The organism is Gemmatimonadota bacterium (assembly GCA_039715185.1).
GTDB lineage: Bacteria > Gemmatimonadota > Gemmatimonadetes > Longimicrobiales > RSA9 > DATHRK01.
In genome coordinates this window covers 42941-66785 of sequence record JBDLIA010000009.1, presented here as the reverse complement: position 1 = coordinate 66785, position 23845 = coordinate 42941, and the positions used below count along the sequence as shown (strand labels likewise).

Below are 23845 nucleotides of genomic sequence, written 5' to 3'. Positions count from 1 at the left end.
CTGGACGACGCCTGGTAGAAACGGATCGCGGGATCCACGAGCCGGACGGCTTCGAGCACGCGTACCACCCCGAGCCCCGTAACCTGGCCGGTGAGCTCGGGCTGGGTCCACGAAGTGTGTACGAACGACTGAGCGGCGAGGTTGTACAGTTCGCCGGGACGAGCTTGGCGTACCGCGGACACCAGCGAGTGGTAGTCGGTGAGGTCGCCGTAGATGAGCTCCATGTCGCCCTGGAGGTGAGCGATCCGCTCGTAGTTGACCGTGCTCGCGCGGCGCACCAGCCCGAACACCTCGTAGTCCTTTTCCAGCAGCAACTCGGCCAGATAACTGCCATCCTGGCCGGTGATTCCCGTGATGAGAGCGCGCCGTTTCATGGCTTGTGTTCCAATCGTCCTCGGTGGCGGACCGGCTTCCGGGCTCAGCGCGCTCGGGTCAGGCGCGCGTACAGCGCCTCCAGCGAGCCGATGACGGAGGGCCAGCCGAACCTCTCGGCGACGTACTCGCGACCCCGGCGTCCCAGATCCGCGACCCGTGCCGGATCCAGGGCAAGCGATTCGATGGCCGCGGCCAGGGCCTCGGCATCGCCCGGCGGAACGAGGAGTCCGTTCTCACCGTGGCGGACAATGTCGGGGATCCCGCCCGCGTCGCTGGCGATGGCGGGCCGTCCATACGCCATCGCTTCGATCAGGACCACCCCCAGCCCCTCAACGTCACCCTTCTCGTCGAAAGCCGCGGGTAAGACGAAGACGTCGGCGCGCTCGTAGTGGCGGATGAGTTGGTCGTCGGAGACGTGTCCGTGGAACGTCACGATGTCCGCCACGCCGAGTTCGGCCGCCCGGGCCTCCAGGGCGGACTTCTCCGGGCCCCGACCCACGATGTCCGCCGCCAGTTGCACGCGATCGCGAGCCCGTGCCACGGCGTCGAGAAGGTAGTGGACGCCCTTCCTTTCGACCAACCGGCCGACGAAGAGGAGGCGCAGCGGCGGCGCGGGGTCCAGCGGAGGGGGAGCGTCGGGGACGGGCGTCGTCGCGCCGAACGGGATGATCTCCACCGGCCGTTCGTACAAGGCCTTCACGAGCCCGGCCGTGTAGTTGGAAATGGCCGTGACGGCGTCTGCGCTGCGGATGACGTGGCGCAGGAACGGCACCAGAAAGGGCACCGGGGCCGAGCGCGCCACCGTGAGCTCGACGCCGTAGAAGGAGCAAACCATGGGGATGCCGGCCGCCCGCCTCGCCGCCAGGCCCGGGATGGCCATGGGTAGGGGCCAGTGGACGTGTACCAGGTCGAAATCTCCGTCCCGGGACACCCGGGCCGCTGCCGCCGCCGCTGCCGCGAGGAATCCGGGCACGAGGGCCAGATAGGCCGGCCGCTCGCGCACCCGGTCGGCCGCCGTCTGATCGTGCGTGAGAGCCTCCAAGCGCGCGGGGGCGTACCGGAAGCGGTGAACCATGACGTCATTCACCCGCCCGCTTGCCAGTCCGCGGTAGGACGGAGCCAACACCTCCACCTCCACTCCCCGAGCCGCCAAGCGGTCGATGGTCTGCACGAGCCACGGCGTGATGCCGTCCCCCGGTCGGCGATCGTACGCCGTGACAATGTAGAGGACCCTCACTCGATCGGTTCGCCCCCATGGGTGGATTGTCTTGGACAGAACGGTGACAGTATACCCGCGCCGGGCAGACTCTTCCAAGCGATCATAGCCGCTAGCGCATCACGGCGCCCACGCTTCCTTCCCTGGAATCAGGCGATCACACGCGTTGACAGCGGGTCCCGGGCCGGCAGACCGTGCGGGCGGCGAAGAGGCGCGTACATTGATCCCGATGAACGACCCGCACCCCACGGAGGAGGCCGGCCTCCTCGAGCGATCCATCCGATACTACGACCGGTGGTACGCCGGGCCGCCGTCGCCTCCGCGCGACTTCGGGGCGTACCTGGACCTGCTGCGACCGCTCCCGCCGGGAGGGGCCTGGCTGGATGTTGGCTGCGGGCCCGGCTTCATGCTGCGCGAGGTCCGGTCGCTCGCCGGCTGGCGGGCGGTCGGGGTGGACCTGTCGCTGCGCGCCCTGAGCTCGGCCGGAAACCTGGCCGGGTCGGCGCACGCGCTCTCCGCGGACGGCGAAGCCCTCCCGTTCCCCGACGCAACGTTCGACGTCGTCAGCGCGCTCGGCACGTTGGAGCACTTCCCGAGCCCCGAGCGCGGGGCGCGCGAGATCGCGCGCGTCCTGAAGCCGCGCGGCAGGGCGCTGGTCGTGGTGCCGAACGAGCGCTTCCTCGGCTGGCAGATCCGCGGGATGGCGGGAACGGAGCAGCGTGACAACCTCGAGCTGCTCCTCGATCGGCGCGGGTGGGGCCGGCTGCTCGGAGCCGCGGGCCTCGACGTCACACGGGTGGGCAAGGACCCCTGGCACACCAAGCCGGCGCCGGCCCCGGTGCGCTGGCTCCGGCGGCTCGCGAACGCGCTGATCCCTGTGGGCCGCAACTACCAGTTCGCGTTCGTGTCCGTGCGCGCGGAAGTTGTTCCCCACGGGGGGCCCGACTAAGCCGAAGGATCCCCTCGGCCGGGCTTACCGAATGACGTCGACCCAGCCCGACTCGTTCGTGAAGAGGGCGGTGAAGCCATCGTTGGTGAAAGCGATGCGACGCGGATTGCCACCGACGATCAGCTCGCGCTCGATCTGCCCGGTCGGCAGGTCGATCACGTAGATCGCGCCGGTGGCCATTCCCCCGGATACGTAGAGCCGAGCTCCGCTCCGGGTGAGGCCCAGTCCGAATGGCCTCGCTCCGGTGGGCAGCCCGATGAAACCGTCCAGCGCCCCCGTCGCCAGGTCGACCTTGGCGACCCTGCCGCTTCCCTCGAGGGCGGCGTAGAGGACTCCTCCGTCGGCTGACACCGCGATGTCCTGCGAAGCCTCACCGATCTCGAACGTGCGGCGGACCGCGTTGGTCGCGAGATCGATCTCGGAGATGGTGGTCCCCCTGCTGCTCGACGCATACAGCAGCGAGGCGTCGGTGGAGAATGTCAGCCCATTCGGATCCCTACCGACACTTATCGACGCCAGCACTCTGCGGGTTACCAGGTCGATTACGGAGACGACGTGGTCGTTTGCGGAAACGTAAGCCCGATCGCCGCTCGGGTTGGTGATGACCCGGAAGGGCGAGCCGGTGACCAGAAGCGTACGCGTCTGGGCGTGCGTTGCGACGTCAACAAGGCCGATGTTGCCGGAACCCTCGTTCGTCACCACCGCCATGGTCCCGCGCGGCGTGAACGTCACGTCGCGGGGCACGAAGCCCACCGGAATCGATCCCTCTACATCGCCGAACGGCGTCACGCCTCGTGCGACATCCGCATCCAGCCGAGCCACGTATACGTCGCCCAGAACGGACACATCCAGCCCGAAAGGCCGACTGGCCAGGGGGGTGCGCCCCGACAGGATCCCCTCGGGCTGTCCGTCCGGACACACGACCGAGACCTCCGCGTCGGCAGTAATCGCCGCGACCTCTTCGGCCGCAGCATGGACCCTGCTGCTGAAGAGACCGCAGGAGTACCGAGATGCGAAGGACGTCACCTGTACGGAAAAGTCCGCGCCCGCCGCGAGGCTGGGCAGCGAGCAATCCAGGATGCCGGTGGAGGCGGTTACCCGACAAGCCGTATTGGCCGCGATCAGCCACGGGCCATCAGCTCCCGAGGGCAGCGTATCCCGCACGACGAGCTGAGTCGCGGGGCCCGTCCCGGAATTCGTGATCCGAACGACGAAGCCGAATTCCGTGGCGGCGGTTACGGGAGAGGCGAGCGCCTCCTTGGTGACCTCCAGGCGGGGCTCCAGCGACTCTGGAGGGTCGATCGGGGAGGCGCCGCCGCAGGCCGCCATGAGGGCGGGCGCCAGGATCAGTCCGATGCGCCGAAGGCGCGGCCCGATCACCCGCTTGGCGCCGAACGAGGGGGTCGGGTCGACTACCGATGCAGGGGATTTCCCGAGGACCATGAGTGAACCTCACGTTGTCGTACGTTTGATCGACCGGAGGACCGACAGGCGGGGGAGATGTCCAAGCGATGAGCTGACCGATACCACCAGATTAGCAGTTCACCGGTCCATTCTGCAAGCGCCGCGGAGAGGGACCCCGGCGGCGGTTGTTTGGCTCGAAACGGCAGACTAACGTTGTACATTCGATCCGACCGAGCAATCCAACACACCGACGGAGGCGAATGGGGCGAGAGGATAGACGTTCGCTCGTCATAGTTCCCACATACAACGAGCGCGAGAACATCCCGCGGCTGATACCGCGGGTGTTGGCCCAGGACCCCGGCATCGAGGTGCTGGTCATCGACGACGCCAGCTCCGACGGAACCGGGCAGGTGGCCGACGAAATGGCCGGGGCCGAGCCCAGGGTCCACGTGATGCATCGGCCTGCAAAGTTAGGTCTGGGAACAGCTTATCTCGCTGGCTTCAAGTGGGGCCTCGAACGAGACTACGAGCTCTTGTTCGAGATGGACGCCGACTTCTCCCACGACCCGGAGCACCTGCCGCAGTTCCTCGAGGCCGCCGAGGACGCGGACGTCGTGCTGGGCTCCCGCTACCTGGGGGGCCGAGTGACGGTCGTGAACTGGCCCATCACCAGGCTGATCCTGTCGTCGTTCGCCAACGCCTACGCGCGCCGCATCACCGGGGTGCCGGTCGCGGACGTGACGGGGGGCTTCCGCTGTTACCACAGGCGAGTCCTGGAGGCCATCGACCTCGACGCGGTCGGTTCGGAGGGCTACGCCTTCCAGATCGAGATGACGCTGCGGGCGTGGGTGAAGGGCTTCCGCATTGCGGAGATCCCCATCGTCTTCGCCGACCGCGACAGCGGTGAGTCGAAGATGTCCAAGGCGATCATCGTGGAGGCGGTCTGGCGGGTGTGGTATCTGCGGCTACTACGCCTCTTTCGGCGTCTGTAGGTGGCGATCGGGGATCTGCTGTGGGCGTGCCCCTACTGCGCGACGGTGGGAGCCGTGGCGCGGGAGGGGAAGGGGGCATCGGCGTGCTCGCGCTGTGGCGCCCGCTTCCGGCGCGGCGCGCGCGCGGAGATCGTGGGCGAGGCGCCGGACGGGACGCCGGAATCGGGGAGCGCGGTCGATTGGCTCGGGCGCCTTCCGGATATCGGCGAAGCCACGACGCAAGCGGGTCCGGAGAGCGCCATCCGCGCGGACGCGGTGGAGGCCACCATCGCCGGTCCGGACGAGGCGGTGCGGCGCGCGGGCGAAGTGCTGGGCTTCCGGGAGACGCAGGGAGAGACGCTGCGTGGCACGCTGAGGCTGTATCCCGGCGAGTTGCGCCTTGATTGCGACCCGGAGGGGGAACGGTCGTGGGCTTGCGAGGTCATCACCGGCATCCAATCGAGCTCGCGCCTGGTGCAGATCAAGCCTCGCGGCTCCCCGGTAGTGACGTTTCGCTTCCTCACCGGCTCGCCGCGGCTGTGGGAGGAACTCCTTCAGTTGGCCCTCAGGCGGCTCTACGCGGAGCGGGGCTGGGGCGAGATCCGGGAGTTCCAGCCGCGCATCGTGGCGCTTTGAAGAACTCTTCCGGCCCAGGCCGCGTGCCCGAGCGAGTGGCGGTGTATCGTGGTTTCCAGACGCTTGTCCGGGTAACGTCGCGGCTGTTCCTGCCATCCGTGAGGGTAACCGGCGGGGAACACGTGCCGTCCGAGGGAGCGTGTCTGGTGGTGGCCAATCACCAGAGCGTCCTGGATCCGATCCTGATCCAGTCCTTCTGCCGCCGGCCGCTGCACACCATGACCAAGAGCACTCAGTTCGGGACGCCCATCCTGGGCTGGCTGCTCCGAGAGCACCTGCTGGCCTTTCCGGTGCGGCGCTACCAGGTGGACCCGCAGGCCGTGCGCGTCGCCCTGCGGCGTCTGGCGCAAGGCAGGGCGGTGGGCGTGTACGTCGAGGGCGAGCGGTCCTGGGACGGCGTCCTGCAGCCGCCCCGGCTCGGCACGTTGCGGCTCCTCTTGAAGGCCGGCGTGCCGGTGATCCCGTGCGCCATCTCCGGATCCTACGACGTCTGGCCCCGCTGGGGCGGTGGCGTACGGCGCGCGCCCGTCCGGATCGCGTTCGGACCGCCGGTGCCGCTGCCCAAGATGGACGAGCGCTTTGCGCGGGAGCGGGCCCTGGACGAGACGGCCGCGGCGGTCATGGGGGCGATTCGGCGACTGGGCGCTGGCCCGCCCGCTGTTCACATCAACAGCTGAGCGTACTCGAGGAAGGGGAGAAGTGCGCAGATTTTCCACACCGTCTCACGGGACAGGTTTACATAATCCCTATTATACGAAACTCTGGGATGTTGGGACGGGGAGGGAGAAAAGAAAGAAGCTCCGGGAGGGCCCTCAGGCGCCGGAGCGTGCCTCCACCTCGCCGAGGCGAAGCCGAATGATCGGGTACTGGGGGTCGGTCTCGGGAACCGAGTCAAGCAGCTGACGATAGAGATCGGCGGCGCCCTGGGCGTCGCCACGCTGGGCGCGGATGCGGGCCGCGTCGGCCATGGCCTGGTGCCGCTCGAAAGACCTCGGTGCCGATTCGGCGATGCGCAGGAATTCCTGCTCGGCCTCCGGCAAGCGGTCCATCTGCTCGTAGGCGGCGGCGGCAAGGCGCGCTGCGCCCGGCCCCAGCGGATCGCGCAGGTCCGCGGCGAGCTGTGAGGCGGCCTGTAGGGCCTCTTCGTTGCGACCCTCGACGAGCAGCAGCTGGGCCATGAGGAGACGGCCTTCGCCGCCGGAGGGGGTGGCGCCGAAGTTATCCAGGAAGGTGGTCAGGTCGCGCATGGCGAGAGGCGTGTTGCCGGTCGCGACGGTCTGGCGGATGCCGCTCAACTGGGCGCTGCCGGCCTCCCGAAGAGTCCTCTGGTAGCGCACCCAATAGAGGCCGCCGGCGACCACTATGAAGAGGGCGATGGCGGCTATCGTGACGACCCGCGAATTCCGCTTGAACCAGTCGGTTCCGGTGACGACGGCCGCGACGAACTTGTCGTCGGGGTCCTCGTGGGAATGGTGCGGGACGTTTCGGTGCTTGGCCATATGTGGTTCCGCGGGCGGCTCGCCACGGGTATCGGGTGTCGTCAATGGCGCCGCTCGCGGACAAACCCCCGAACGGCGCCGGCACAGCTTGTTAGACTACCGAAACGGAGGCACCGGGTCAATCCGCGCCCACGGGGGTACGTGGTGTGGACGGGACGCGCCGTCTTCCCCCCCCGCCGCCGGGTCTCCGCGGCGATTGCGGGAGGTGGCGACAGCGCTCAGAATCCTCTCGCCAATGGAGCCCCCGAAGACGCTGATGGTTCGACCTCGTTCGCGCACCGAGCGACCGCTACACCGCCGCCGGCGGAGCGTCGTGCAGGCGCTGCTGGTGACGGTCGCCGCTGCGGGCTGCGTTCGCGGCGCCGGGGCCGAGCTGTTTCCCACCTTCGTCGACCTCACGGGGAGCGAGATCGATGAGGTCGTGTTCGAGGGGGCGGAGCCCTTTTCGGCGGACTCTCTGCGGGCGCTCGTGGGCACGCGCGCGAGCCGGTGTGCGCTTCTCGGCATGCCCGTCTGCGTGGGGGGACTCGGCCGTCAGCGTGGCTATCTGAACCTCGAGACGCTGCGCGACGACGTGGGTCGACTCGCGCTGTTCTACCGGCAGAACGGCTTCTTCGGCACCACCGTCCGGCCCATGGTCCTGGAGATCGAGTCGCCTCGGACCGCGCCCGCTGGAGAGGCACCATCAGTGCGGGTCACCTTCCGTATCGCGCGCAGCGATGCTGTGTTCGTGGAGCGCCTGGGGCTGGAGGGTTTGGCCGGCGTTCTGGACACGGCTCGGCTCCGCGAGCGTCTGCCGCTGGCCGAGGGCGATACGTTCAAGCTGGCACTTTTCTCCGCCTCGGCGGACACCGTCCAGGCGCAGTTGCGCCAGCGCGGGCACGCGTTCTCCGAGATCCTGCGGAACTTCGGCGTCGATACGCTCAGGGACCGGGCCGACGCCGAGTTGCTCGCCATCCCGGGGCCCATCGTGCGCGTGGATACGGTGATCCTGGTCGGCGCCGAGCGGCTGGGCCGCGGCACGATTATCCGGCAGGTGGGGGTGCGCCAGGGTGAGCTGCTCCAGGTCGATAGGCTGTCGGAGGCTCAGCGCGGCCTCTACAACCTGGAGATCGTGCGCTTCGCGAGTGTCGCCATGGCACCCGATTCCCTGCAGGTCACTCCGGCCGACAGCACCCAGGCGTCCGTCCTGGTTCAAGTGGCCGAAGGCGACGTGCACCTGATGGACGCCGGCTTGGGGTTCGGCGACGTGGGCTGCGGCCGGGTGGACGCCACGTGGGTGAGCAGGTCCTTTCTGGGCGGGGCGCGGCGGCTGGCGATCGGCGGTAGCGTGTCGAAGCTGGGTCTGGGCGACCCCCTAGCGTTCGATTTCGGCAGAAGCGTGTGCAACGAGTTCGAGACGGACGTGCTGGGCAACGAGCTCGACTTCGGGGATGAGCTCGACTATCAGCTCACCGCGGACTTCACGCGCCCCTTCTTCATCAGCGCGCGCAATCAGATCGCGCTCAGCGGATTCGTCGAGCGCGTCAGCGAGCCGCAGGTATTCCAGCGCAACGCGCGCGGCGGCCGATTGGGGCTGCAGCGCAGCTTCCGCTCGGGAGACCTGGGGGCCATCGGCGTCAACGCGGAGCGGGCCTCGGTGGAGGCGTCGCGAGCGGTGTTCTGCCTCACGCTGAGCGTGTGCCAGGACGACGTCTCGGTGCTGCTGGAACCGCGCTGGCGCAACGGCTTCGACGTGAGTTGGACGCGTGACCGGCGCGACGGGCCCATCGACCCCCGCGGGGGCTACCAGCTGAGAGCGTCCACCACCTGGGCGACGCCGAGCCTGGGGTCGGATCTGGACTTCGTCCAGGTGGGCGTCGGCGCGGCCACGTATGCCGAGGTCCGCCCGGACTGGGTCGTGGCCGTTCAGGCCCGCGTATCGAGCTTTCTCGGCACGGCGACCGTGACCACCGACTCGGCCAACGTAGAGGCCGCGCGCGAGGACGTTCTGCCGCCGGACGAACGGCTGTTCGCGGGCGGGGCCACGAGCGTGCGCGGCTTCGGGCAGAACACCCTCGGCCCCGGCGTGTGGATATTCCAGCAGGAGGACGTGGAATCCGGGGTGGCGACGGACACGGTCTTCGTACCGGTCGGCGGCACGACCTCGGCGATAGCCAGCCTCGAGCTGCGCTTCCCTTCCCCGTTCCTGCCCGACCGGGTGCGCCTCGCGACCTTCGCCGACGCGGGCACGGTCACCGTCGGCGGGCTCGACGAGCTGGATTCCGATTGGCGCATCACGCCCGGGGTGGGCCTCCGTATTCGCAGCCCCGTCGGGCCCATCCGCATGGACCTGGCGTTCAACCCGCAGGCCTCGCCGCAGGGCCCGCTGTTCGAGATCCCCGAGGACGGCGAGCCGACCCGCGTGCAGCTACTGTTCGAGGAGGAGCAGACCTTCTTCAACAGGCTGCAGTTTCACCTCGCCGTGGGACAGGCGTTTTGAACCCGCGCGGGGACTGAAGGATGCCCGTTCGCAAGAGCCTGGCGGCATCCAGCGGGTTCGTTCTCGCCGTGGCGGCGGTGGCCGTCGGCGTCGTCCTGGCCGTCCGGCGAGGCGTGCCGGATGCTCCCTTCTCAGCCGCGAGCGGCGCCGCCCAGATCGCGACGTTCGAGGCCAGGGTCGCGGAGCTCGCCGCGGCCTGGGAGAGCCCGGACGCTCCCCTGCCCGGCCCGGTGTCCGCTCTGATGGCCGGCGTTCGTTGGGCGGACCTGGAGGCGCGGCCGTTCCTCGAGGCGCCGTCGGCGCGCTTCAGCCTGGACGCCAACGCGCTCCTGCGGGGGCGCATACTTACCGGCTCGGGAAACATCACCGACGCCAGCCTGATCCTGGTCAAGCCCGCGCGGGACGCCCCGTGGAACTACCAAGCGCTCCTCGAGGCGCAGCGACCGTCCGATCCCGCTCCACCACCGGCGGGAGACCGGGCCGTGCTGCGCAACACAGTGTTGCGCGGGGTGCAGGTCGCGCTGCAGCTACCCGATACCTCTTACACGCTGCGTGACGTAGAGGGCGAGCTCGCCAGCATAGCGGTGCCCGCCGCGGATCCGGCGGCCGTCGCCGTCGCCGCGGACCGCTTCGCGCTGGCGCTCAAGGGAGAGGATCCGGAGCGACCGTTCCTGCCCGTTCTGGCGCGCGCGGGGACCATCCAGGGCGGCGACGGCGTGTACCGCTTCCAGATCGAGAGCCTGGACCTGGAAGGGGTGCGCCTGAACTCCGTCGCGGGCGTCTGGGATCCGCGGCACGGCGGCTACGGGATCACCGGGCGGGCGGGCCAGGTGGTGGCCGACTTCGCCGTGGCCCGACGCCACTTCCCCGCCCTTCCCGATACGGGGAGCGCGACCTTCTCCGCCGTACTCGAGGCGCTGCCGGGAGGCTCGACGCGCGCGACCCTCGAGCGGTTCGATCTCCAGGGTCCGGGGAGTCGGGTGCGCGGATCGCTCGTCGCTCTGTTGCCGGCCGACGGCGGGCGCGTCCGCGCGCAACGGCTGGACCTGTCCCTCGAGCCTCTGGACCTGGACTTCGCGGAGGCCTTCATCGACTCGATCCCGTTCGGGGGAACGTTGCGGGGCTCCGTCGTCGGGGAGATGGCGGATCTGCGCCTGGACCTCGTCGCAGACCTGGTCGGCGGGCGTCTCTCCGAGCCCCTGTCGGCGCGCCTCCTGGGCGGCGCCTCACTGGACGGCGAAGGGCCGCTGGCGCTGGACGCGCTCGACCTGGACCTGGAGGAGGTGCCGCTGGCGGGACTGGGCCGGCTGCTGCCCGCGCTGCCGGCGCTGTCGGGGACCGCCACCGGCACGATGAGGCTATCCGCCGCGCGGCCGGACGGCGTCCTGCCGCTGTCGGGCCGACTTGAGATCGCGGGGGGCGTCATCAGCGTCACCGGTACGCTCGACGCCTCCGAGGACACCCTCGGTTACGACCTCAGGGGCGACGTGATCGCGGTGCCGCTCGACTCGGTGCTGGCGCGCTCGGTTCCGCCGGTGACCGTGAGCGGCACGTTCGCGGCGCGCGGGCGCGGCACCGACCCCGAGACGATGGACACCGACGCGGCGGTCGACTTCACCTTCACCGGCTGGCTCACGGAGGCGGGAGACGGGCTCGAAGCGAGCGCGCTGGTCAGGGGCGGCAGGGTGTCCGTGCGCGCGCTGGACGTCGCGCTCGCCACGCTGTCGGGGTCCGGCCAGGGTACGTGGCGATTCTCGGCGCCCGCCGAGGGCTCGCTCGACCTGACGGCCGACCTCGGCTCCGTGACGCCGTTCAGGCCGTTCTTCCCGGTTCGGGCGTTCGACGGAGCTCTCGGGGCGACGGCTCGCCTCAGCGGGACCCTCGACGCACCCAACGTCGCGGGTGAGCTGCGAACCGCCGACGCGCGCCTGGCCGGCTGGAACGTGCAGAGCGGCCAGGTCGAATACGAGGTCGTACTCGGGTGGCCGCTCGCGCGGCTGGCGTTGAACGCGGACGCGACGGGCCTGCAGTCCACGTCCCTCGGCGCCTTCGAGGCCGCGGCGTTCGACCTGGACCTGCGGCGGCCCAGCGTGTCCGCGGCTCTGAGCATGGACCATGAGGCCGGCGGTGGAGTGCAGGCCTCCGCGGATGGGACCGTGAGCGCCGGAGCGTGGTCGGCCCGCCTCGGCGCGTTTCGGATGGACCTCCCGAACCAACGCTGGGCGCTCGCCCGCCCGGCCACTGTCGCGTGGGGCGACACGATCTCGGTGGACTCGCTGCTGGTTCTCCAGGCGGACGGCCCCGGGCGTTTCCTCGTCCACGGCGAGCTTTCACCCGAGGGCAATGGCACCCTGGCCGCGGACATCGACAGCGTCCCGGTGGAGCACCTCGGGCGCCTGGCCGGGAGCGAACCACCCTTCGAAGGCCTGCTGCGCGGCGACGTCGTCGTGGGCGGGACTCCGGCCGAGCCCACCGTCACGGGCGACCTGTCCCTGACGGACGCGCGCATCGGGGATCTGGTTCTGTCCGCGCTGACGGCCGTGCTCGACTACGGAACCGGGACGGTCGGGATGGACCTCGACGGTGCGCTCGCGGACGGGGTCGGCTCGTTCGGTGTGGAGACGGCGTTGCCCGTCGCGCTCTCGCTGCGTCCGCTGTCGTCCGAGGTCGACGAGCAAGCGCCGCTCACGGCGGACCTCCGAGCAGAGGGCTTCCCTCTCGGGAGCCTGGCGCCCTTCGCGCCGGCCGGCGTGACCGGCATCGGAGGATCGGTACGCGCCGACGTGCGGGTGGAGGGCACGCTCGAGGCGCCCGAGGCGCGGGGCGACGCCTCCGCCACGGCTCTGGCGGCGGACGTGGACGCGTTGGGCCGGTCCTTCCAGGATGGCCGCCTGGCGGCTCGCTTCGACGGCCCCAGGGTGGAGATCCTGGACGCCGCGGTGCGCAGCGACGGCTGGGGCCGCGCGCAAGGCACGGTGCTCCTGTCCGACGACGGAGGTCCCCCGTCGCTCGACCTGGAGATCACGCTCGAGGGCATCCGGCCCATCGCCTTCGACGACCTGCCCGCGGTGGCGAGCGGCGGCACGTTGCGCTTGACGGGCGACCTGGAGCGCCCTGTCCTGCGGGGCTCGCTGGCGATTCGAGACGGCACCGTGGTGGTGCCCGGGCAGGGCCCCGGCGCGGCGCTCGAGGACGAGATCGCCGGTATCGCCGAGGCGGGACCCATCACGCTCGGGGATCTACCGGGGGCGGCGTCCGGTCCTGTGGGCAGGCGCCAGTTGTCGGTCGCGGGGCTGAATCTCGCCGTCGGACCCGACACCTGGTTCGTGGTCGAGGACGCGCGCGCGCAGCTCCGGGGTGCGCTCGTCGTCGACCTCTTTCCACCGGACGCGCTGCGACTGACGGGCGATCTACTCGGCGAACGGGGGACGTTCACGCTGATCGCCGGTCCGGTCGTGCGCAGGTTCGACGTCGTCGACGCCAACATCAAGTTCCTGGGGCTGCCGGAGCCCAATCCGGTGCTGGACATCACCGCCGCGCGCACGGTGCCGGTCCAGGGAGGCGGACAACTGCAGGTGCAGGCCAGGATCGGCGGTACCCTGGACGAGCCGACGCTGGCGCTCACGACGGAGACAGGCCAGACCATTCCGGAGGCGGATCTGCTGTCGTTCCTGATTTTCGGCCAGCCCGGAGGCGCCGGTGGGGTGCCCGGTCGGAGCGCCCTACAGGGAGCGTTCCTGGGCGGCCTGGGAGACGTCTTCGGAGGGTTCCTGGAGGAGGGGGTGACCCGAGATCTGGGCGTGCCGTTGGACGTGTTTCAGGTGCGCTTCGGGTCCGGCATCGGTGGCGGCACCTTCCAGACCCTGGCCCCGACCGTGGTGGTGGGCAAGGAAGTGCTGGACAACGTGTTCATCACCGCGGATCTGGGGATCGGCACGCTCTTCGACGCCGGAGCCACGCAGAGGGGGGCCACCTGGGCCGTAGCCGTGGACTGGCGCATCGATCGCCAGTGGACGGCCCAGGCCGGGTTCGAGCCGTTCAACCGCCGCCGCGTGCTCCAGACGATCGCCGGCGTCCGCTCGCTGGTGAACCCGCGCCAGGAGGCGTTCGCGGAGATCCGGCGCCGCTGGACCTACTAGTGTACCGTTGCAGAAGTCCCGTAGGCATTCGGCTCGCGCTGCATCCCGCGGATGCGGCGTTGGAACTCCTTGCCGTAGCTACGGCTACGGCGCGTCGTTCCGCCTTGCCCCGCGGGCGCATCACGCGCCTCGGTGCACACGGGACTTCCGCGCCGGCACACTAGAGGTCGACTAGCCGGAAGAAGCGGCGGCCGCCGCTGACGACTCCGTCGCCCCCGGCCGGGACGGTCTGCGCGCCCACAGCCACGCCCCCACTCCCAGAGCCACGACGCTGGCGATCTGGGACGTGGTGAGACCGAACACGAAGCGATCTCCCTTCGCCCGGACGAACTCCACCGCGAAGCGCTCGATGCCGTAGAGCACCAGGAAGGCGCCGAACAACTGACCGGGCCGCAGGGCGCGCTTGGACATCTGCCAGAGGATCGCGAACATGATCAGTCCGCCTCCGATCTCGTACAACTGCGTCGGGTGCACAGCGAGCACCGCGTTGTCGGGCAAGGCGGCATCCACCTCGACGCCCAGAGAGCGGAAGTAGCCGGCCGTGCTCGGCGGCGAGCCCTGCGGGAAGGCGATCCCGACGCCGCTTTCGGTGGGCAAGCCGTAGTCGTCGCCCACCAAGAAGCACCCCACGCGCCCCACCGCGTAGGCCAGACCCAGCGCCGGCGCGGCGCCGTCGAACATGGTGGCGATCGGCAGACCCTTCTTCTTGGCCTGCCAGTAGAACGCCAGCACGCCGCCTATCAGCCCGCCGTACCAGACGAGCCCGGCGCGGCTGAGGAGCTCGCCCATGGGGTCGGCGGCGAAGTCGCGCCAGTGCAACCCCATGTAGTAGAGCTTGGCCCCCAGAACGCCCGCGATCGCGGTCGCGGCGAGGATTTCCCACGCGATCTCCGGGTCCATTCCGCGCCGCTCGAGCTGAAGCGAAAGGATCCACGCGCCCGTCAGGAACGACAGGAAGATCATCACGCCGAAGCTGGTGACCTCGAAGCCTCCTATCTCGAACAGAACCGGGTACATCGCCGCCCCTCCATGTGTTTGATCAGTCGGCCGATTCGGTCGCTTCCCCGCTCCACCGGCGCACGAACCGGAGCACGAACAGCGCGCCGAGCGCCATGGCCGCCATCGGCAGTCCGTACACCAGGAGGTTGAAGCCCTCGGCCCTGGGCTCGAGCAGTACGAATTCGCCGTAGCGGGCCACGAAGTAGGCCTCGATCTCCTCGCTCGAACGGCCCGCGGTCACCTGCTCTTTGACGATAGCCCGCATCTCGCGTGCTAGCTCCGCGGGAGAGTCCTCGATCGATAGACCCTGGCACACCACGCAGCGCAGCCCGGAGGCGATCTGGCGGGTGCGCGCCTCGACGATGGAGTCGTTGGCCGGCGCCTGGTCGATGCCCGTCTCGGCGGAGGCGCCGCCCGGGCCAGGGCCGAAGCCAGCGAGCACCAGCAGGCACGCGCCCGCCGCCGCGGACCGGCGCGTCACGGGACGCCCAGCTCCGGCGTGGCGCCTGGAGCCTCCGCGCCGCGTTGCCAACCCGGCGAGGAAGTCGCCGCCTCGCCGTCCACTTCGGTCTCCCCCGCCAGCAGCGCCTCGATCCGCTCGGTCAGCAGCCCTCGGTACACCGGACCGACGTGCTTGTACGCGACGCGTCCGTCGCGATCCACGAAGAAGGTCTCGGGGACGCCCCACAGGCCGTACTCGATGGCCGTGCGGGACCCGGGGTCGAGCAACGCCGGGTACACCTGCCCGCCCATGCCCCTTATCCAGCGCAGGGCATCCTCCGGCCGGTCCTGATAGGCGACGCCGTAAAAGCGCACGCCGCTGTCGGCGTAGAACTCGGCGGCTTCGCCCAGCGGCCCGTGCTCGTTGCGGCACGCCACACACCAAGACGCGAAGAAGTTGACCACGACGATGTCGCCGCTGTCGGCGCCCAGGGAGTACAGGTCGGGCAGATCCGCAGTCGCCGCTGCTCCCCGCGTGGGGGTTCCATCCAGCCTCGGCAGCTCGAACGCAGGCGCGGCGCGGCCCGGCAGAGGTGACTCGATGGCGCGCGGATCGCGCCCCATGCCGAAAAGCAACAGCGCGAGGATAGGCACGGCAGCCAGCGCCCCCAACGCCGCGCGCACCCAGCTCACGGCGCGCCCGCGGTCGGCGCCCGGGTGAGGCGAATCGCGTCCGTGCGCGAAAGCCGGCCCGGCTTGCCGCGTCGTCGGCCGGTCAGGAGCGAGATCAAGGCGCCCAGGGCCACCACCACGCCGCCGATCCAGATCCATACCACGAGCGGCTGCACCAGCGCCTGGATCGTGACCGACGACCCGTCGCGCTCGAAGGCCATCAGCACGAGGTAGAGGTCCCGGTGGGGCCGCTCCCTTACCGCGGGCGTGGTGACCGGCTGGTCGCTGGTGCGGTAGAAGTTCAGCCGCGGACGGAGCACCTCACGCGGCTCGCCGGCCGCGTCCAGGAGCGCCATGTCGGCCCACACCACGAAACGCCTCGGCTCTTCGCGCGCCGAGACGCCGTCGAAGCGCAGCGTGTAGCCCTCTATCTCGAGCGTCTCCCCGGGCCTCAGGGTCCGCTCGGTCTCGACCCGGAACACCGATGAGGCCGCTATGCCCACCGCCATCATGAGGATGCCCAGGTGCGCGACGTAGCCGCCGTAGCGCCGCCCGCCCGAGCGCACGAGCCGAACCAGCGCGGTGGCGGGCCCTTCGCCGTGAGCGCGCATCCGCGCCCTGGCCCCGCGCCAGAACTCCTGGAGGTTGGTGGCGCCCGCCCAGCCGGCGAACGCGAACGCGGCGAACGCGTAGGGGTTGCGTGTGCCGACAAGAACCGCAAACGCCAGCGCCGCCACCGCCGCGATCGTCGGCACCCGGAACCGCTCCTTGAGCTCCTCGCGCGTCGCGGCTCGCCACGGCAACGCGGGGCCGACGCCGAGCAGGAACAGCAGCGCGACGATGAGCGGCAGCGTCATGCGATTGAAGAACGGCGCGCCCACGCTGACCTTGACCCCCCGGAACGCCTCGGCCACCAGCGGATACACGGTGCCGAGCAGCACGGTGAACGTGAACACCGTGAGGAGCAGGTTGTTGAACAGGAATACGGTCTCCCGGGTCGCCACTCCGCCCAGGCGCCCCTCGGAGCGGAGCGCCGCGCTGCGGCCGAGCAGCAGCGCCAGGGAGAAGACCAGGCAAACGGCGATGAAGCCCAGGAACCAGTAGCCTATCTCGCCTTCGGCGAAGGCGTGGACCGACGCCACGATACCGCTGCGCGTCAGAAACGTCCCGAAGATCGTCAGCAGGAACGTCGCCACGATGAGGCTCAGGTTCCACATGCGCAGCAGCCCGCGGCGCTCCTCCACCATGGCCGAGTGCAGGAACGCCGTCGCGGTCAGCCACGGCAGGAAGGACGCGTTCTCGACGGGATCCCAGGCCCAGTAGCCGCCCCAGCCCAGCACCTCGTAGGACCACCACATGCCCGCCATGATCGCCAGCGACAGAAAAGCCCACGCAGCGATCGTCCATCGTCGGGTCAGGCGCAGCCACGCGCCGTCCTCGACCCTGCCGCTCAGAAGCGCCCCGATCGCGAACGCGAACGGCACGGACAACCCCACGTACCCCAGGTACAGCAGGGGCGGGTGGATGCCCATGAGAATGTGGTTCTGCAGCAGCGGGTTCGGCCCCGGTCCATCGGCCGGTACGGGATCGACCAGCGTGAACGGATCGGCGGGACCCAGCAGGAGCAGGTAGAAGAAGATGCCTATGACGAGTAGCGTCGCCGTGGCGTACGGCACCAGCGACCCGTGCCGGTCCCGGTTCAGGAACACGACCGCCGCCGAATACCCCGCCAGGACCAGTCCCCAGAAGAGGATGGATCCCTCGAGCGCGCCCCACAACGAGATGACCGTGTAGAACAGCGGCGTGGAGCGATTCCCGACCTGCGCGACGTAGCCCACGCTGAAGTCGTGCGTCACGAGCGCGTAGACCATCGCCAGGTTGGCGGCCAGCAGCAGCGCGAAGGTGGCGTAGGTGGCGACGCGCGCGCTGCTCAGGAGGTCCGCGCGGCCCCTGCGCACGCCGCCCACCGCCGCTGCCACGCCGTAGCCGGCGACGAGCAACGCCGCCACGATGCTGCTGTGACCTAGGATGCGGATCACGCCTCGCGCTCTCCGTGTCTGGCGGCGAGCCTAGCCGGCATCCGGCCCGACCAACTCGCGGTAGAGGTCCTCCGGGCGCTCGCCCTCCGCGGGGGCGCGGTACTCGTTGGAGTGCTTGACCATCAGGCTGTGCGCGTGGAACTCGCCGTCGGTCTGTAGGCTGCCCTCCACGACCACGCCGATCCCCTCGCGAAACATCTGGGGCGGAGCGCCGGTCGCCTTCACGTCGTAGCTGGTGGCGCCGTCCGTGAGCTGAAATCGCAGGTCCAGCTCGTCGGCCTTCCAGGACACGCTGCCGGGCGTGACCATGCCGCCCAGGCGTACCGGAGTGTCCACGCCTTCGTCTCCGCGTTCGGACAGCTCCGTGGGGGTCACGAAGTAGACCAGATTCTCCCCGAGTCCGCCCCAAGCCAGGTAGCTGAAACCCGCCAGAATGATGACGAGACCCGCAACCACCGTCAGCCGCTTTCGGTTCCGTTCGAGGATCATTGCGGGTTCTCCGACTCGCTAGCGAGGATCTCTTCCAGGGCGCGCCTAGCGCGGCGCTGCCTGCGCATCACGTATCCCCAGTAGAGAAGGAGCGTTCCCCAGGTAATCCCGTACGCCGCAGCGACCCATCCCCATTCACCCGACATGATCGACCTCCCCTCGCAGCGCGCGTTCGTCTGCGATCGCCTCGACCGCCGCGTCCATGCGCGCGACACGGCGTCTGAGGAGCACGAGAAAGGCGCCCACGAACAGGACGCCGAAGGCGTTGAGCCGCAGCCCGGTGGCGAACGCCGGGTCCATGGTGGACGGAGTGGACTGCACCTGGTGCAGCGTGCGCCACCAGCGCACGGACATGTAGACGACCGGAACGCCCAACGCCCCGAGTATGCCGACCACCGCGCTCCAGCGTGCCCGCCGCTCGCGGTCGTCCACCAGCGCCCGCAGCGCCAGATAGCTGACGAACACCAGAAACAGCACCAACGTGGAGGAGAGCCGCGCGTCCCACGTCCACCATACTCCCCAACTGGGCTTCGCCCAGATCATGCCCTGGAGAAGCACCAGTCCGTTCAGGAGCGTGCCGACCTCGGCGGCCGAAGCGCCCAGCTCGTCGGCGCGCTCGCTGCGCGTCGCCAGGTACCAAACCCCGGCGAGAAACACGACGGCGAAAGAGAGGAAGGCGATCCAGGCGGACGGCACGTGCACGTACAGGATCTTCTGCAGGTGCCCCATGTCCCGCTCGGGACCGGTGTTCAGGCCGTACCACTGCGCGTAAGCGAAGAACGCCGCCGCGGCCAGGCCGAATAGGGCGAGCGCCGGTCCCCGCCGCAGCAGCGGCCCGGCGGCAGCCGCCGCTCCTGTGTCGTTGTCCGGGATCAAGGTCGAGACCTCCTGGTCGTCTAGGCCGTCAGTCCTCTACGACGGCGCCGAATAGCAGGTACGCCGCCGCCAGGAAGATCGCGTCGAATCCGGCGAGCAGGCCGAGCCAGTTCACGCGCTCGGCGATGGCGTCGCCGATGAGCACCACGTCGGTCGCTTTGACCGCGGCGATTACAATGGGGGCGAGCATGGGAAAAAGCAGCAGGGGAAGCAGAACCTCCCGGGCTCGGACGCGGCTCGCCATGCCGGCGTAGAAAGTACCGAGCGCCACGATCCCGATCGTGCCCAATACCATGATCGGCAGCAGGTCGGGCAGTGCGACCAACACAGGCAGCCCGTACAGAATGCCTGCCAGCGGTACCACGATCGCCTCCACGGCGAACACGAACGCGAGCGCGCCGATCACCTTCCCGAGGAACAGCGAGCGCCGGTCTCCCGGGTACATGAGGAGGGAGTCCAGAGCCCCGTCCTCGAGTTCCAGCTGGTAGGTTCGCCCGAACGCCAGCACCGAGCTGAAGATCACGGTCAGCCAGAGGACGCCGGCCGCCGCCTGGGCGAGCGCCCGCGAGTCCGGCCCTAGCGCGAACCCGAACAGGACGAGCATCAGCACGGCGAACCCCACGACCGCGGCGAAGTTCGCGCGCGAACGCGCCTCCATCAGGACGTCCTTCCATGCGACCGCCAGGATACGCGAGATCTCGCCGGCGCCGGATTCGGAGGGGTGCGCGCTCAACGGGCCACGGTCGCGGGCAGGCCGCGCGCCGAGCCGGCCGGGTTGCTCGGTACCACCCGGCCTCTCTTCAGGTAGACCACGCGGTCGACGATCCTGCTTGCCCTCACCAGGTCGTGGGTGGCCACGACGACCGAGCTGCCAGCCTCGGAGAGCTCGCGCGTCACACCTTCGAGGAGCTCCAGGCCGGCGGCGTCGAAGCTGGCGAAGGGTTCGTCGAGCAGCAGCAGCCGGGGCGGCGCGAGCAGCAGCCGTCCCAGCGCGAGCCTGCGGCGCATGCCCGAGGAGAACCCCCGGACCCTGCGATCAGCGTGGGCTGACAGGCCGACCCTGTCGAGAACGACGGCCAGGCTTGCCGGGCGCGGGCCCAGGCCGAGCATCCTCGCCGCGAAGCTCAGGTTCTGCCGGGCGGAAAGATCCTCGTACAGGCCGGTACGATGAGCGAGCAGTCCCACGTTTCGGCGCGCCGCGTCCGCGCCGAGAACCAGGTCGTGGCCGCACACCTCGCCCGCTCCCCGCGTGGGGCGAATCAGCGTCGCGGCGATGCGCAGCAGCGTGGTCTTGCCGCTGCCGTTCGGGCCCGCGAGCGCGATCGACTCTCCGGAGCGGACGGTCAGGTCCACCCCGCGCAGCGCCCAGTGGCGCTCGAAGCGACGGGCGACGCCCCGCAGCACGAGCGCGGGAGGCGTCGAAGGCGTGGCCTGGTCAGGTCTCAATAGCTATGCGGGCGAAAGCACAGGTCGACAAACCGGGCGAGGCGTCACCGCCCCGCCCGCGAACCGCGCAAAGATAGGGCCCGGGGGCTTCCGGGTCACCCCGCGGGCCGCCCGCCGGGCGCCTCAGTTGCCGAAGTCGACCGTCGGCGCTTCCCTCGCCTCTTCGGGAGCTTCGAAGGACTGGTGCCGGTCCGCGCCGATGACCTTGGCCGTGACGACCTGCGGGAACTGCCGGATGAACGTGTTGTGCACCTGGACGGCCTCGTTGTAGTCCTGGCGCGCGACGCTGATCCGGTTCTCGGTTTCGGTCAGCTCATCCTGCAGCGCACGGAAGTTCTCGTTGGCGGTGAGATCGGGATAGGCTTCCACCGCTACGTTGATGAACAGGCGCATGTTGCGCGCGACGTCGGCCGACAGCCGCCCCAATTCGTTGGGATCCACCTGCGCGTCCACGCCCTGCGCCATCTGTTCGCTGGCCTGGGCCAGCCCGGCTCGCGCCTGGGCGACCTGCGTGAACGTTTCCTGCTGGAACTCCGCGGCCTCGTCGACGGTGGCGACCAGGTTCGGGATGAGGTCGTTCCTGCGCATCAACTCGGTCTCGATGTTCGCCCGCATCTGGCCGACCTGTTCGTCGAGCGACTGGATGCGATTGAAGCCACAGCCGGACAGCGAGAGGACCAGCGGGATCAGGAGCCATCGACCGTTCATTTTTCGGATTCCTCTCCAAGGGTCGTTTTTCGATGACGGTCCAAGCCGTCCACGTAACGCACCGTCCGTTCCATCAGCCGGTAGTACCCCTCCACCTCGGGGTGGGAGAGGCTCCTATCGGGCGCCGACCCGGAGCGGCGCGATCGGCGTGCTTCCAGGAAGGCGGACGGATCACCGCCCACCGTGCGGGCGGCCTCCCGCACCACTTCATCCCCTTCCTCCGGGACGGGCCTGCCGGCCACCCTGAGCGTCGCCCTCATGTACGTCTGGAAGGACGGCAGGGCGCGCAGCAGCAGCGCGCCCACCTCGTCGGGCTCGGAAGCCGACAGCATGAGTTCCTCGTGCAGTCGGACCACGGCGCCCCGCAGCTCGGTTTCGAGCTGCAGGCGGAGAGCGTCCGGGGAGACGCTCACTCCCGCCAGCGGGTCGTCGCCCAGCAGCACGTCGCGGTGATCCAGCATGTCGGACACCTCCATCGCGAAGGCGTCGGAGGCGTGGGCCCAGTCGGCCGCATCCAGCACCATGGGCGGGCTGTTGCCCAGCTCCACCCAGCGGCGCGCGAGCGGCCCCGCGGCGGCCAGGTCCTCCATGCGGATCGTGTCCACCAGGAGCAGGAGGTTGATGTCGCTCACGCCCGGTATCGCGTCGCCGCGCGCCACCGAGCCGTGCAGCACTACCGAGCGCAGCCGGTCTCCCCAGACGCCGGTCACGTCCGCCACGAATCGGCGCGCGGTTTCCTTCGGATCGGTCATTGCTTCGCTCCGTTCTACCAGCTTCCGCCGCCGCCGCCGCCGCCGAATCCACCTCCGCCTCCAAACCCCCCGAATCCGCCTCCGCCTCCGCCCGAGCCTCCGAAGCCGCCCCAGCCGCCGCGGTGTCGCCCGCCCATCGGGACGGGCATGAAGACCACCGGCCAGCGCCGCCCGCGGCGGCCTCCGGGCCCTCCGCCTCGGCCGCCGCCTCGCGTGGCCACGATCGCGACGACGACGAGGGCGATGAAGACCAGCAACACTATCGTGCGCAGGTCGGGGTCGCCGTTCGACCCTCCGTCCGCCGGCAGGCGGGGCATCTCTCCCGTCATCTCGAAGTCGAAAGCCTCGGCGTATTCTAGCGCCAACGCCGCCACGGAAAGGAAGATGCCCTGCCCGTAGTCCTGTTCGCGGAACGCGGGGATCGCGAGACGATCGCGAATCCTGCCCACCTCGGCGGCGGTGATGAACGCGTTGGTGCCGGTGCCGAGCGACACGAAGAAGTGCCCGCGGCCGTCGGGGGATGTCTCCTTGGGTACGACCAGGACCACCGCGCCCGTGTTGCGCTGGCGGTCACCGATCTCGCCCTGGGCGCCGACCCCCCAGTCCCGGCCGATGGAGCGAGCGACTTCCTCCGCCGCCCTCCCCTCGAGGGAACGGAGCGTGACGACCACGATCTCGCCGCTCGACTTGCTTCGCACCTCGTCGATCAGCCGCCCGATCCGGGCCTCGTCGTCCGGCTCGATCACGCCCGCGAAGTCGTTGACGAAGCCTACCGGAGCTGGGATCTGCTGCGCACGCACGGATGCGGGCGAGACGCCGCTCGCCGCGGCCACCAGCGCTGCGGCGGCCATCAGTGATGCGGCAGCTAGTCCCCTCCGCGCTCTGTTCGTCCTGGCCATGGCTCCCGCCGCGATTCTTGGCTCTCGTCTCCGCTCCGGGGATAATACGAGCCGGGCGCGCCCGCGCTTCACCGCGGAGGCCAAACCGAGCGCTCCCGGAGCACCGGCGGCGACGATGAGGAAGCCGCGTATCGGCGGGTAGATCTTCAGGCCGTTCGGGTCGGGGGCGTCAACCGGCTCCGACCCGGATCTTTCGCCAGCGTAGCCAGCCGTACAGCGCGCCACCCAGCGGCCAAAGGAGAGCGGAGAACACGGTGCCGTAGAGGAACTCGCTCGACGCCAGGTAGGTCCACTCGGGCGGGTCGGCGGCGGCCAGGAAGACCGGCCAGAGAACGAACACGACGACCCACACGGACACGCCCGTCTTTACGCCGAACTGCACCAGCCAGAATCGTACGTGTGCGCGCAGTTCGGTCGTTTCGGGTGGATCGAAGGCCAGGCGGAAGGAAGGCCCCAGACGAGGCGCCTCGGGCGGCAGCGCAGCCTCCCGGCGCCAGCGCAGCCAGCCGTACAAGGCGCCCGCCAGCGGCCAGAGGGTCAGGGACGCGGCGGTTCCGACCAGAAAGCCGCGTGAGGTAAGATATCCCCAGTTGGGAGGCCCCGGGCCCGCAACCAGCGTCTGCGGGAGCAGCAGCGTGATGGCCCAGACCGAGTACCCGAGCTTCACGCCGAAGTCCAGCATGCCAGCCCGAACGTAGACTCCGCGATCCGTCATGAGGGGCCTCCAGCGTTACAGCAATGCCCTCGACAGGACTCGAACCTGTGGCCTTGGGATTAGGAATCCCACGCTCTATCCACCTGAGCTACGAGGGCGCGGCAGGAAAGATAGACGCGGCCGGGCGGCGGACAAACC

General features: G+C 69.8%; 22 protein-coding genes and 1 tRNA gene. 6 read left to right on the top strand and 17 right to left on the bottom strand.

Annotated features, from left to right (window positions below; translation table 11 throughout):
* Window positions 1-374 (bottom strand): GDP-mannose 4,6-dehydratase (locus tag ABFS34_03355; GenBank protein ID MEN8374463.1); only part of this gene is annotated, 374 nt, incomplete at its 3' end.
* 44 nt (window positions 375-418) lie between these two features.
* Window positions 419-1612: a glycosyltransferase family 4 protein gene (locus tag ABFS34_03350; protein ID MEN8374462.1), complete on the bottom strand. Its 1194-nt coding sequence runs from the start codon at window positions 1610-1612 to the stop codon at window positions 419-421.
* 208 nt (window positions 1613-1820) lie between these two features.
* Between ABFS34_03350 and ABFS34_03345 the strand changes: the two genes are divergently transcribed.
* On the top strand, window positions 1821-2540 hold the full coding sequence (locus ABFS34_03345) for a class I SAM-dependent methyltransferase (protein ID MEN8374461.1): 720 nt from the start codon (window positions 1821-1823) through the stop codon (window positions 2538-2540).
* A gap of 24 nt (window positions 2541-2564) precedes the next feature.
* Here ABFS34_03345 and ABFS34_03340 read toward each other — a convergent pair whose 3' ends face one another.
* Window positions 2565-3983 (bottom strand): hypothetical protein, encoded by a 1419-nt coding sequence (locus ABFS34_03340; GenBank protein MEN8374460.1) that lies wholly within the window; start codon window positions 3981-3983, stop codon window positions 2565-2567.
* A gap of 221 nt (window positions 3984-4204) precedes the next feature.
* Here ABFS34_03340 and ABFS34_03335 point away from each other — a divergent pair, with 221 nt between their 5' ends.
* The 3 genes from ABFS34_03335 to ABFS34_03325 are packed head-to-tail and all read left to right on the top strand — an operon-like array spanning window position 4205 to window position 6228.
* Complete coding sequence (locus ABFS34_03335) at window positions 4205-4936, top strand: polyprenol monophosphomannose synthase (GenBank protein ID MEN8374459.1); 732 nt, start codon at window positions 4205-4207, stop codon at window positions 4934-4936.
* Window positions 4937-5551 (top strand): hypothetical protein, encoded by a 615-nt coding sequence (locus ABFS34_03330; protein ID MEN8374458.1) that lies wholly within the window; start codon window positions 4937-4939, stop codon window positions 5549-5551.
* On the top strand, window positions 5455-6228 hold the full coding sequence (locus ABFS34_03325; GenBank protein ID MEN8374457.1) for a lysophospholipid acyltransferase family protein: 774 nt from the start codon (window positions 5455-5457) through the stop codon (window positions 6226-6228). Before ABFS34_03330 ends, ABFS34_03325 begins: the two co-directional genes overlap by 97 nt.
* A gap of 135 nt (window positions 6229-6363) precedes the next feature.
* On the opposite strand, the gene ABFS34_03320 is transcribed toward ABFS34_03325, so the two are convergent.
* On the bottom strand, window positions 6364-7050 hold the full coding sequence (locus ABFS34_03320) for a tetratricopeptide repeat protein (protein MEN8374456.1): 687 nt from the start codon (window positions 7048-7050) through the stop codon (window positions 6364-6366).
* Window positions 7051-7306: 256 nt separating this feature from the next.
* On the opposite strand from ABFS34_03320, the gene ABFS34_03315 reads away from it, so the two are divergent.
* Together ABFS34_03315 and ABFS34_03310 are read left to right on the top strand one after the other, a co-directional pair.
* Window positions 7307-9532: a BamA/TamA family outer membrane protein gene (locus ABFS34_03315; GenBank protein MEN8374455.1), complete on the top strand. Its 2226-nt coding sequence runs from the start codon at window positions 7307-7309 to the stop codon at window positions 9530-9532.
* A 20-nt stretch (window positions 9533-9552) separates the two neighbouring features.
* Window positions 9553-13671: a translocation/assembly module TamB domain-containing protein gene (locus ABFS34_03310; GenBank protein MEN8374454.1), complete on the top strand. Its 4119-nt coding sequence runs from the start codon at window positions 9553-9555 to the stop codon at window positions 13669-13671.
* A 171-nt stretch (window positions 13672-13842) separates the two neighbouring features.
* On the opposite strand, the gene ABFS34_03305 is transcribed toward ABFS34_03310, so the two are convergent.
* From ABFS34_03305 to ABFS34_03245, 13 genes are all read right to left on the bottom strand, one after another.
* On the bottom strand, window positions 13843-14688 hold the full coding sequence (locus tag ABFS34_03305; GenBank protein ID MEN8374453.1) for a prolipoprotein diacylglyceryl transferase: 846 nt from the start codon (window positions 14686-14688) through the stop codon (window positions 13843-13845).
* Between the two features lie 22 nt (window positions 14689-14710).
* Complete coding sequence (locus ABFS34_03300; protein MEN8374452.1) at window positions 14711-15151, bottom strand: cytochrome c-type biogenesis protein; 441 nt, start codon at window positions 15149-15151, stop codon at window positions 14711-14713.
* Window positions 15148-15804, bottom strand: coding sequence for a redoxin domain-containing protein (locus ABFS34_03295; protein MEN8374451.1), 657 nt, complete (start codon window positions 15802-15804; stop codon window positions 15148-15150). Before ABFS34_03295 ends, ABFS34_03300 begins: the two co-directional genes overlap by 4 nt.
* Window positions 15801-17822: a heme lyase CcmF/NrfE family subunit gene (locus tag ABFS34_03290; protein ID MEN8374450.1), complete on the bottom strand. Its 2022-nt coding sequence runs from the start codon at window positions 17820-17822 to the stop codon at window positions 15801-15803. The genes ABFS34_03295 and ABFS34_03290 overlap by 4 nt, the downstream gene beginning before the upstream one ends.
* A gap of 30 nt (window positions 17823-17852) precedes the next feature.
* Window positions 17853-18311, bottom strand: coding sequence for a cytochrome c maturation protein CcmE (gene ccmE, locus ABFS34_03285; GenBank protein MEN8374449.1), 459 nt, complete (start codon window positions 18309-18311; stop codon window positions 17853-17855).
* Between the two features lie 135 nt (window positions 18312-18446).
* Window positions 18447-19187 (bottom strand): cytochrome c biogenesis protein CcsA, encoded by a 741-nt coding sequence (gene ccsA / locus ABFS34_03280; protein ID MEN8374448.1) that lies wholly within the window; start codon window positions 19185-19187, stop codon window positions 18447-18449.
* A gap of 28 nt (window positions 19188-19215) precedes the next feature.
* Window positions 19216-19920 carry a heme exporter protein CcmB gene (locus ABFS34_03275; protein MEN8374447.1) on the bottom strand — a complete coding sequence of 235 codons (705 nt, stop codon included), beginning with the start codon at window positions 19918-19920 and terminating at the stop codon, window positions 19216-19218.
* The gene (gene ccmA, locus ABFS34_03270; protein MEN8374446.1) at window positions 19917-20633 is read right to left on the bottom strand and encodes a heme ABC exporter ATP-binding protein CcmA; all 717 of its coding nucleotides are present in this window, start codon (window positions 20631-20633) and stop codon (window positions 19917-19919) included. Before ccmA ends, ABFS34_03275 begins: the two co-directional genes overlap by 4 nt.
* A 123-nt stretch (window positions 20634-20756) precedes the next feature.
* On the bottom strand, window positions 20757-21341 hold the full coding sequence (locus ABFS34_03265) for a LemA family protein (protein MEN8374445.1): 585 nt from the start codon (window positions 21339-21341) through the stop codon (window positions 20757-20759).
* Window positions 21338-22093: a nucleotidyltransferase domain-containing protein gene (locus ABFS34_03260; GenBank protein MEN8374444.1), complete on the bottom strand. Its 756-nt coding sequence runs from the start codon at window positions 22091-22093 to the stop codon at window positions 21338-21340. Before ABFS34_03260 ends, ABFS34_03265 begins: the two co-directional genes overlap by 4 nt.
* 14 nt (window positions 22094-22107) lie before the next feature.
* Window positions 22108-22944: a TPM domain-containing protein gene (locus ABFS34_03255; GenBank protein MEN8374443.1), complete on the bottom strand. Its 837-nt coding sequence runs from the start codon at window positions 22942-22944 to the stop codon at window positions 22108-22110.
* Window positions 22945-23161: 217 nt separating this feature from the next.
* Window positions 23162-23707 carry a hypothetical protein gene (locus ABFS34_03250; protein MEN8374442.1) on the bottom strand — a complete coding sequence of 182 codons (546 nt, stop codon included), beginning with the start codon at window positions 23705-23707 and terminating at the stop codon, window positions 23162-23164.
* Window positions 23708-23731: 24 nt separating this feature from the next.
* Window positions 23732-23805, bottom strand: a tRNA-Arg gene (locus tag ABFS34_03245).
* Window positions 23806-23845 lie beyond the last annotated feature (40 nt).

Bases quoted from the DNA above. Each gene is read 5' to 3' on its own strand.
- ABFS34_03345 (MEN8374461.1), top strand. From the start codon at position 1,821: ATGAACGACCCGCACCCCACGGAGGAGGCCGGCCTCCTCGAGCGATCC.
- ABFS34_03340 (MEN8374460.1), bottom strand. From the start codon at position 3,983: ATGGTCCTCGGGAAATCCCCTGCATCGGTAGTCGACCCGACCCCCTCG.
- ABFS34_03335 (MEN8374459.1), top strand. From the start codon at position 4,205: ATGGGGCGAGAGGATAGACGTTCGCTCGTCATAGTTCCCACATACAAC.
- ABFS34_03320 (MEN8374456.1), bottom strand. From the start codon at position 7,050: ATGGCCAAGCACCGAAACGTCCCGCACCATTCCCACGAGGACCCCGAC.
- ABFS34_03315 (MEN8374455.1), top strand. From the start codon at position 7,307: ATGGTTCGACCTCGTTCGCGCACCGAGCGACCGCTACACCGCCGCCGG.
- ABFS34_03310 (MEN8374454.1), top strand. From the start codon at position 9,553: ATGCCCGTTCGCAAGAGCCTGGCGGCATCCAGCGGGTTCGTTCTCGCC.
- ABFS34_03305 (MEN8374453.1), bottom strand. From the start codon at position 14,688: ATGTACCCGGTTCTGTTCGAGATAGGAGGCTTCGAGGTCACCAGCTTC.
- ccmE (MEN8374449.1), bottom strand. From the start codon at position 18,311: ATGATCCTCGAACGGAACCGAAAGCGGCTGACGGTGGTTGCGGGTCTC.
- ABFS34_03265 (MEN8374445.1), bottom strand. From the start codon at position 21,341: ATGAACGGTCGATGGCTCCTGATCCCGCTGGTCCTCTCGCTGTCCGGC.
- ABFS34_03260 (MEN8374444.1), bottom strand. From the start codon at position 22,093: ATGACCGATCCGAAGGAAACCGCGCGCCGATTCGTGGCGGACGTGACC.
- ABFS34_03255 (MEN8374443.1), bottom strand. From the start codon at position 22,944: ATGGCCGCCGCAGCGCTGGTGGCCGCGGCGAGCGGCGTCTCGCCCGCA.
- ABFS34_03250 (MEN8374442.1), bottom strand. From the start codon at position 23,707: ATGACGGATCGCGGAGTCTACGTTCGGGCTGGCATGCTGGACTTCGGC.